Source organism: Microcystis sp. M53602_WE12 (genome assembly GCF_030065455.1).
Classification (GTDB): domain Bacteria; phylum Cyanobacteriota; class Cyanobacteriia; order Cyanobacteriales; family Microcystaceae; genus Microcystis; species Microcystis aeruginosa.
Genome location: NZ_JASJFB010000094.1, coordinates 1 through 1,620, shown reverse-complemented (window position 1 = coordinate 1,620; position 1,620 = coordinate 1). Strand labels below are relative to the sequence as shown.

The window sequence follows — 1,620 nt, the reverse complement described above, 5'->3', positions numbered from 1 at the left end:
GGAGTGATCAGGGGGAAATTCAGGGACTTTTTCCCTGAAAATTAGGTAATTGACCCCCTCAAAATCGGTAAAACCCCACACCCCACACCCCACACCCTACACCCTGCCCCTAGGAAAAACTTTTTCAGCAGACCCTAAATATGGTCGAGCATGATGCCAGTTCAATTATCATTGCCCTTGTATCATCAACTTTCTCAACCAGAGGTGATTGAATACTTGACCAGCGATGGGTCAGCGGGCTTATCAGCAGAAGCAGTGGCCAGTCGCTACGAAAAATATGGCCCGAATGAACTGCGATTTAAGCCGGGGAAACCAGCTTGGTTGAGATTTTTGGGGCAATTTCATCAGCCGCTACTCTATATTCTCTTGCTTGCGGGTACTATTAAGGCATTTTTAGGGTCTTGGACGAATGCCTCGGTGATTTGGGGAGTTACTCTGATCAATGCCATTATTGGCTATGTGCAGGAAGCTAAGGCGGAAGGTGCGATCGCTTCCCTAGCCAAAGCCGTAACCACAGAAGCGACCGTGTTGCGAGAGGGACAAACCCTCCGGATTCCATCTCAGGATTTGGTGCCAGGAGATATCGTTTTATTGGCATCGGGGGATAAAGTACCAGCGGACTTGAGGCTGCTGAAAGTCCGCAATTTGCAGGTGGATGAGTCTGCCCTGACCGGGGAATCCTTGCCCGGGTCAAAAGCGATCGAACCCTTACCCGGGGATACGCCCCTAGCAGAAAGGACAAACATGGCCTACGCAGGGAGTTTTGTTACCTTTGGACAGGGCAAAGGGATTGTTGTCTCTACGGCCAACGCCACCGAAGTGGGGCAGATTTCCCAGTCGATGGAAAGCCGAGTCAGCCTTAGCACACCCCTGACCCGTAAATTTGCCCAATTTAGCCGCACCCTACTTTACGCAATTTTGACCCTAGCAACCTTGACCTTTGCCATCGGGTTAGGACGGGGGAAATCTTGGATCGATATGTTTGAAGCTGCCGTTGCCCTCGCAGTGAGTGCGATTCCAGAAGGGCTGCCAGCAGTGGTAACGATTACCTTGGCCATTGGGGTCAACCGCATGGCCAGTCGCAATGCGATTATTCGTAAACTGCCCGCAGTGGAAGCATTGGGGAGTGCGACCGTCATTTGTTCCGACAAAACCGGAACCCTGACCGAAAATCAAATGACTGTACAGTCCATTTATACTGAAGGGCAATATTACGCCGTTAGTGGTGGTGGCTATAGTCCCAAGGGCGAAATTAGTCTGATCACCGATGGCAACCCTGGCAGCCCCTTTGCAGAGGAATTGCCGCCGGCCCTAGGGGATTGTCTGGTAGCTGGTTTGCTTTGTAATGACTCCGGGCTAAAACAAACGGGAGAAGATTGGTCAGTGGTGGGGGATCCTACGGAAGGGGCGCTGATTGCGGCCGCCGCCAAAGCAGGTCTCAGTCAATTGGGGCTATTGTCTTTAACCCCACGATTGGATGCAATTCCCTTTGAATCTGAGTACCAATACATGGCAACCCTGCTTGACATCCTCACCGCCGTAAACGGACGGTGATTCCCAAACCTCACGATTTGGGTTTCTGCTTCTTTCCCGAAGGATTTTTCGCACCTGCCTTAACAG

1 pseudogene is annotated in these 1,620 nt (G+C 51.5%); it reads left to right on the top strand.

Annotated features, from left to right (window positions below):
- Window positions 1-153: 153 nt before the first annotated feature.
- Window positions 154-1,527, top strand: a pseudogene (locus PX482_RS04115) (HAD-IC family P-type ATPase); the annotation flags it as partial.
- Window positions 1,528-1,620: the final 93 nt, after the last annotated feature.